6 protein-coding genes are annotated in these 7,193 nt (G+C 68.5%); 2 read left to right on the forward strand and 4 right to left on the reverse strand.

All coding sequences use genetic code 11. From position 1 onward, the window contains the following. Positions 1-149: 149 nt before the first annotated feature. The 4 genes from AC1VXD_RS19400 to AC1VXD_RS19415 all read right to left on the reverse strand — a co-directional run bounded on the left by AC1VXD_RS19400 (position 150) and on the right by AC1VXD_RS19415 (position 5,110). Entirely contained in the window at positions 150-596 is a 447-nt protein-coding gene (locus AC1VXD_RS19400; protein WP_079224261.1) for a universal stress protein, read from the reverse strand. A gap of 217 nt (positions 597-813) precedes the next feature. Beyond that, a complete protein-coding gene (gene rtcA, locus AC1VXD_RS19405; protein WP_482993420.1) occupies positions 814-1,830 on the reverse strand; it encodes an RNA 3'-terminal phosphate cyclase in 1,017 nt (338 codons plus the stop codon). A gap of 82 nt (positions 1,831-1,912) precedes the next feature. Next, positions 1,913-3,139 carry an RtcB family protein gene (locus tag AC1VXD_RS19410; protein ID WP_482993421.1) on the reverse strand — a complete coding sequence of 409 codons (1,227 nt, stop codon included), beginning with the start codon at positions 3,137-3,139 and terminating at the stop codon, positions 1,913-1,915. Between the two features lie 423 nt (positions 3,140-3,562). Further along, positions 3,563-5,110: a vWA domain-containing protein gene (locus AC1VXD_RS19415; RefSeq protein ID WP_482993422.1), complete on the reverse strand. Its 1,548-nt coding sequence runs from the start codon at positions 5,108-5,110 to the stop codon at positions 3,563-3,565. 187 nt (positions 5,111-5,297) lie between these two features. Between AC1VXD_RS19415 and rtcR the strand changes: the two genes are divergently transcribed. Beyond that, a complete protein-coding gene (gene rtcR, locus AC1VXD_RS19420; RefSeq protein WP_482993423.1) occupies positions 5,298-6,893 on the forward strand; it encodes an RNA repair transcriptional activator RtcR in 1,596 nt (531 codons plus the stop codon). 75 nt (positions 6,894-6,968) lie between these two features. Then, positions 6,969-7,112, forward strand: coding sequence for a hypothetical protein (locus AC1VXD_RS19425; RefSeq protein ID WP_482993424.1), 144 nt, complete (start codon positions 6,969-6,971; stop codon positions 7,110-7,112). Positions 7,113-7,193: the final 81 nt, after the last annotated feature.

Raw genomic sequence — 7,193 nt, forward strand, 5'->3', positions numbered from 1 at the left:
GGGGCGGGCGGGGGGGGGGGGGGGGGGGGGCGGGGGGGGGGGGCGGGCGCCGCCGGGGGGGGGGGGGGGGGGGGGCCCCCGCCCCGCCCCCCCCCCCCCCCCCCCCCCCGGGTCCCCTCCCCGGGAACGCTTGAGCCCGCAGGTATCGATCAGCGGATGACCAGCACCGGCAGCGTGCTGCGTGCCAGCACTTCGGCGGTCTGGCTGCCCAGCAGCACGCGGGTCACGCCACGGCGGCCATGCGAGGTCATCACGATCAGATCGCTGTTGCGCTCGCCGGCCGTCTCGATGATGCCGTCGGCGGCGTAGCGGTCCAGCACATGGATGGGATTGGCACGGATGCCCTGCTCGGCGGCCTTGGCCAGCGCCGGCTGCAGCACCTTCTGCGCGCCCTCCTCGCGGTCGGCCTTGTACTCCGGGCTGTTCATGTAGCCCACGCTCCAGCCCATGGCGTCATACATGCCCACCGCCCACGGCTCGGAAACCGTAACGATATCGACCTCGGCATTGAGATCCTTCGCCAGCTCCAGGCCCTTGGCCAGGCCCTTGTCGGACAGCTCGGAGCCGTCGGTGGCGATCAGGATGCGGGTGTACATGGTGGGCCTCCTTGGCGGGGTGCCAGCTGGGAACACCACCATTGCACACCCGATGTGCAGGCCGCGCCTTGAGCAGGATCAATCCGGCAGCGGATTGCCGTTCGCCGCGCCATTCTCATGTAGAGCCGAGCCCATGCTCGGCTGCCCTTCCCGGCTTCGCCGCCGCCCGAGCATCGGCTCGGGCGCTACATCCGCACCCCAAGCCCGCTCCTGAACCTTATCCCTCGACGGTGACCCGCCAGCCCCCCTCGTGCGGCTGCCAGTCGAACTCCACCGGCAGGAACTTCTCGATCAGGCGCGCGTTGCTGGCCAGGTGGTCGCTGATGACGTGGGTGGTGAAGCTGCCCCCGCCGGCCAGCGCCATCGGCAGCAGCAGCTGGTCGGACAGGTACTCGCCGACCCACGCGCCACCGCTGAGGTAGGTGCGGACCTGGCCGGCCAGGCGCGCGCCAACCTGCTCGGCCGACACGCCACGCTCGCCGTGGCCATCGAACACTTCCACGTGGTCGCCATGGCGCACGCGGACCATCGCCACGTTGCCCGGCCCCAGCGCCGGCCGCACCGACTGCACGTGGCGCGGGTGCGGGTCGACGCCCAGTTCATCGGCCAGCACCTGCAGCTCGCGCAATCCGATACTGCTGGACAGGCCCGACATCACCACCTGCGCCTGCATCGAATCCAGCGCCGGCCGCTGTTCCATGCACGGCACCTGCAACGTGGCACACGGCTGCACCTGCAGCTCGATCACCCCGCCCCCGGCCGGGTGGAAGCCATGCTGCAGGAGCTGCATCGAGGCCTGCACGCCCATCCGTGCCAGCGACGGCAGGTAGCTGTCGGCAATGAAGTCGGCGCTGGGTGCCAGCGGATTGTGGGTGCCGCCTTCCAGGCGCAGGCGCGACGGCCCTTGCGCACGCCACAGCGCCGGCAGCACGGTCTGCAGCACCAGGGTGGCCGAGCCGGCACTGCCGGTGGCGAAGTGATACTCGCCGGCGCTGACCACGCCCGGCTCGAAGCGCAGCGACGTAGCGCCCAGCGCAGCACCGTGGGTGCAGGCGCTGCCGACCTGCGCGGCGGCATTCACCGCGGTCAGGTGCTGGCGCATCAGCCCGGGCCTGCGGCGGATCGCGCGGATGTTCTGCACGGTGAAGCCGATGCCGGTGCACAGGCTCAGGGTCAGGGCCGAGCGCAGCAGCTGTCCGCCGCCGTGCCCGCCATCAAGTTCGATCATGTCCATGTGTTCTGTTCCTCGCTGCCTGCGGTCGTTCCGCAGGCCGTCCTGCCGCGCGCGACGCAGTGTACGCCGCGCGCGGCCCGCTTCACCCCTTCACGCACACCACCTGGCGCAGCGTGTGCATGATCTCGACCAGATCGCGCTGGGCTTCCATCACCGCCTCGATCGGCTTGTAGGCCGCCGGCGATTCATCCACCACGTCCGCATCCTTGCGGCATTCCACGTGCGCGGTGGCCCTGGCGTGCTCGTCCACGGTGATCAGCTTGCGCGCCTGGGTACGGCTCATCACGCGGCCGGCGCCGTGGCTGCAGCTGTGGAAGCTGTCCTCGTTGCCCAGCCCGCGCACGATGAAGCTCTTGGCACCCATGCTGCCGGGAATGATGCCCAGCTCGCCCTTGCGCGCACTCACCGCGCCCTTGCGGGTCAGCATCACTTCCTTGCCGAAGTGCACCTCGCGGTTGACGTAGTTGTGGTGGCAGTTCACCGCCTCGGCCTGCGCCTCGAACGGCTTGCTGATGACCGTGCGCACGGCCGCCACCACGTTGCGCATCATCACCTCGCGGTTCATGCGGGCGAAACGCTGCGCCCATTCCACCGCAAACACATAGTCACCGTAGTGCTGGCTGCCTTCGGGCAGGTACGCCAGGTCCTGGTCGGGCAGGTTGATCATCCAGCGGCGCATTTCCTGCTTGGCCAGTTCGATGAAATAGGTGCCGATGGCATTGCCCACGCCACGCGAACCGGAGTGCAGCATGAACCACACGCGCTGGTCCTGGTCCTGGCACACTTCCACGAAGTGGTTGCCGGTGCCGAGGGTGCCCAGGTGCTTGAGGTTGTTGGTGTTCTTCAGGCGCGGGTGGCGCTCGCAGATCAGCACGAAGTCATCGACCAGCTGCTTCCAGCCTTCGATGGCCAGCTCCGGCGGCGTATCCCAGCTGCCCTTGTCACGGCCACCACGGGTCACGCTGCGGCCGTGCGGCACCGCCCGCTCGATCGCGCCGCGCACCGCCGACAGGTTGTCCGGCAGGTCGCTGGCAACCAGCGTGGTGCGCACGGCCATCATGCCGCAGCCGATGTCCACGCCCACCGCCGCGGGAATGATCGCGCCGACGGTCGGTACCACCGACCCCACGGTTGCACCCTTGCCCAGGTGCACGTCGGGCATCACCGCGATCCACTTGTGGATGAACGGCAGCTTGGCGATGTTCTGCAGCTGCTCGCGTGCCTGGTCTTCCAGCGGCACGCCGCGCGTCCACAGCTTGATGGGTGCAGCGCCCGGCTGCTGGATCACGTCATGGTTCAAGGTGGTCATGGTGATGTTTCCTTTCATCCAATACAAAAACAAAGAAGGTGCGGTGACAAAGGTGGCCGAACGCTCCGGCTGCCGCGTTGCCGTGGCAGCCGGCCGGGACTTGAACCCGACCCCGAAGGGTTTCCGATGTAGTTCGGCCTGCATTCCCCGCGCAACGAAAGCGAAGATGCCGGCAGCACGACGAGGGGTGGAGGAACATCCTGCTCTACCACTGAGCTACCACTGTGTTGCCACAGCGGGCGGGGCTCGAACCCGCGACCCGGAGCTTAGAAGGCTGTAGTTCCTCCGGCATTCGCAGTGCCGGCGTTGAAACAGGTGCGGTGAAAAACACCGCGAAAAACGTGATTCCTGGTCCAGCCCGGCTGGCCCCATTGCCAGCCGGGCGGTTCCTGGCGACATCCTTGCCGCCGTCCAACATCGTGTTTACAACGGCATGTCCTCGATGCGCTCGACCCAGCCGCTGCCATCACCCGGCGCCTGCGCGAACTGCGCCAACAGGTCGAACACCGCATCGCTGAAGCCGCCGATGTGCAGCACGTCCTCGCGCTGCACGGTCTGGCTGCTGGCCACCGGCTGCAGGTCGATGCACACCAGCCGCGCCTGCGGGCAACGCTGCTTCAGCGCATCCCAGGCCTGCATCGTGGCCGTCGCGCCGCCCTTGCGGGTGTCACGCCAGCTCTCGTTGTCCGACACCAGCACCACCAGGTCGACCTGCTCGCGACGATGGTTGAGGTGTTCCAGCGGCGCACTGACCGAGGTACCACCGCCATTGATCGCCAGCTGCGCCGCCAACGTCATCACGCTGTCGCGCGGGTTCAACCGCACCGGGCGCACCTCGGTATCGAACGGCAGCACCGTGGCCAGCGGCTGGCCGCGCAGCACGCAGGCCGCGATCAACGCCGCCACGTCCACGCAGCGCACCGCCGAGCTGGCGCCCTTGCGGCAGCCGGTCACCGGCCACTGCATGGAACCGGACACGTCCACCGCCACGACCACCCGGCCCGGCAGCACCGGCACCTGCGCCGTGGCCGTTTCCATCGCGTCCTGCAACGCTTCGGGAATCTGCTGCGGCAGGCTGGCGCTGGCCTGGTAGGCCATCAGCAGCTGGTACGGCAGCACCCGGGCGCGGCGCACCTGGGCCGGATCACGCAGCCGCGCTGCGATCGCCGACACCATCGCCGGATCTTCGAACACGCCGTTGCGGGCGAACGTGTTGAGGTTCATCCGCATCGACTGCCACGACGCACTGCGCGCCAGCGCCGACCACTGCGCCGCATCCAGCGGCAGCGTGCTGAAGTACTGGAACGGCAGGTCCGGCGGCAGTCCACGCGGGTCACGCTTGAACGCCTCGTAGGCCTGCACCAGCGCCGGCAGCTGCGCCTCTTCGTACGGACGACCGACGATCCACGCATACAGCGCCTTGCGCTCGGCGTTGGCCGGCTTCGGGTGCACCATGCGGATCAGGTCGGCCAGCGACGGCTGCTGGCCGATGGCCGCACGCACCAGGGTTTCCGCCGAGGCCTGCTGGATCCACTCGCGCACCAGGCGCTTCGGCAGCGACCCCAGCGAACGGCGGCCGACCTGGCCGCTGCGCATGATCTGCACGAAGGTGCGCAGCTGGCGGCCGTTGTCCACCACCCGCGGGAACACCTGGGCGAAGGCCTCCGGGTCACGCACGCTGAGCACGGCCGCCAGCAGCACCGGCATGTCCTTCATGTGCGCCACCCGGCGGGCGTAGACCGCCGTACGGGCAATGAAGCGCGGCTCGACCTGCTCGGTCAGCGCCAACACGTGCTGCAGCTGTGCCTGGGCATCGCTGTAGAAGGTGTTGTTGAGGCAGCCGGTGGCCGCGTACAGGGCCAGCGCAGCGCGCGGGTCGCGGCGGTAGGCCAGGCCACCGGCTTCATTGACGGTGGTGGCCGGCAGCAGCGCCGGGGCACGCGGGGTGGAGAAGAGCGTCAGGTTGGCCATCGTGGTGTCCTCGGCGGGAACAGCCCGCCTCGTGTCATGGGATGGATAGAGCAATGGCCGTGCCAACTTTTGGATGTTTCGATCAAGTCATTGTTTTAGTTTGATTTTATTTCTCCAGATGGTATGGGCGCGTCCGCTGGCGCCGTAGAATGTATATAGTTTCGGCGCGCTTTTTATAGGAATGGATATGTCTCGGCGACAGGTGGTTTTTGGCATGCTCGGCACCCAGCTCGATTCGGGCGAGGGCCCAGGCCGGTGGGAGAAGTGGCGGCCGACGGTGTCGCTGGGCATGCACGAGGATTTCCTGCCCGACCGCATCGAGCTGCTGCTGGACGAGCGCCGGTACGCCAAGCTGGCCCGCGTGGTCTGCGCGGACCTGCAGCAGGTGGCGCCGGAGATGGACGTGCGCCGGCACGACACCTACCTGGCCGATCCCTGGGAGTTCGAAGGCGTCTATTCGACGCTGCATGACTTCCTCGCCAGCTATCCGTTCCAGCCGGAGGAGGAGGACTACTACGTCCACATCACCACCGGCACGCACGTGACGCAGATCTGCTGGTTCCTGCTCACCGAGAGCCGGCACTTCCCGGGCCGCCTGCTGCAGACCTCGCCGCCGCGCAAGCAGGACGGCGCGGCCGGCAGCTACGCCATCATCGACCTGGACCTGTCGCGCTACGACCACATCGCCCAGCGCTTTGCCCAGCAGCAGCTGCAGGACCGCGACCTGCTGAAGAGCGGCATCGCCACGCGCAACGCGGCCTTCAACGCGATGATCGCGCAGATCGAAACCGTAGCCACCCGCTCACGCGCGCCGATGCTGCTGATGGGCCCCACCGGTGCCGGCAAGAGCCAGCTGGCCAAGCGCGTGTTCGAGCTGAAGAAGCTCAAGCACCAGCTGCCCGGCCGTTTCGTTGAAGTGAACTGCGCCACCCTGCGCGGCGACGGCGCGATGAGCACGCTGTTCGGCCACACCAAGGGTGCCTACACCGGCGCCTCGTCCGACCGCGCCGGCCTGCTGCGCTCCGCCCACCAGGGACTGCTGTTCCTCGATGAGATCGGCGAACTGGGCCTGGACGAGCAGGCCGTGCTGCTGCGGGCGCTGGAAGAGAAGCGCTTCCTGCCGGTGGGCAGCGACCGCGAAGTGGAGAGCGAGTTCCAGCTGATTGCCGGCACCAACCGCGACCTGCAGCAGTCGGTGCTGGACGGCCGCTTCCGCGAGGACCTGCTGGCGCGCCTGAACCTGTGGACCTACCACCTGCCCGGTCTGGCCCAGCGCAGGGAGGACATCGAGCCGAACATCGAGTTCGAGCTGCAGCGCTGGTCGCAGCAGCAGCATGCACAGGTGCGCTTCAACGTGGAGGCACGCACGCGTTACCTGGCCTTTGCCACCAGTGCCGAGGCCGCCTGGCGCGGCAATTTCCGCGACCTGGGGGCATCGATCATGCGCCTGGCGACGCTGGCCAACGCCGGGCGCATCCAGACCGAGGGCGTGGACGATGAGATCGCGCGCCTGCGCCAGCAATGGCGCGGCGGCCAGGCGCAGTCGCCGCTGGAGGCGCTGCTGGGCCCGGCCGTGGATGAACTGGACCGCTTCGACCGCGTGCAGCTGGAGGAGGTCGTGCAGGTCTGCGCACGCTCGAAGTCGCTGTCAGCGGCCGGCCGCGAGCTCTTCGCGGTATCGCGCACCCAGCGCGCCAGCACCAACGATGCCGACCGCCTGCGCAAATACCTGGCCAAGTTCGGCCTGGACTGGGAGCAGGTGCGCCGTCCGGTGGAGCGCTAGCGCCACGCTTGCTCGACAGCCGCGTGCAGCGCATGCTGGCCCCGCCGCGCGCTGCCGCCTACAGGGATGATCGACATGCAGGACAAGCAAGCGAGGCCCTGGGGCGCTACGAAGGCCATTCCCGTGGCGGCGGTTTTTGCGCTGGCCCTGCTTTGCGGGGGCTACCAGGTTGGCAAGGACCTGGCGATGCGCGACATCGCGCAGTGTGAGGGCCAGTAGAGTCGAGCTTGCTCGACCGGCGGCCAACCGCCCCCCCCCGGTCGAGGCAAGGTGAGTCCCGGCTCGTAAGCCGCGAAGGGC

The organism is Stenotrophomonas sp. STEN054 (assembly GCF_056854535.1).

What these genes read in the sequence shown, in the direction of transcription:
- AC1VXD_RS19400 (WP_079224261.1), bottom strand. Translation starts at nt 596, where the DNA reads ATGTACACCCGCATCCTGATCGCCACCGACGGCTCCGAGCTGTCCGAC.
- rtcA (WP_482993420.1), bottom strand. Translation starts at nt 1,830, where the DNA reads ATGGACATGATCGAACTTGATGGCGGGCACGGCGGCGGACAGCTGCTG.
- AC1VXD_RS19410 (WP_482993421.1), bottom strand. Translation starts at nt 3,139, where the DNA reads ATGACCACCTTGAACCATGACGTGATCCAGCAGCCGGGCGCTGCACCC.
- AC1VXD_RS19415 (WP_482993422.1), bottom strand. Translation starts at nt 5,110, where the DNA reads ATGGCCAACCTGACGCTCTTCTCCACCCCGCGTGCCCCGGCGCTGCTG.
- rtcR (WP_482993423.1), top strand. Translation starts at nt 5,298, where the DNA reads ATGTCTCGGCGACAGGTGGTTTTTGGCATGCTCGGCACCCAGCTCGAT.
- AC1VXD_RS19425 (WP_482993424.1), top strand. Translation starts at nt 6,969, where the DNA reads ATGCAGGACAAGCAAGCGAGGCCCTGGGGCGCTACGAAGGCCATTCCC.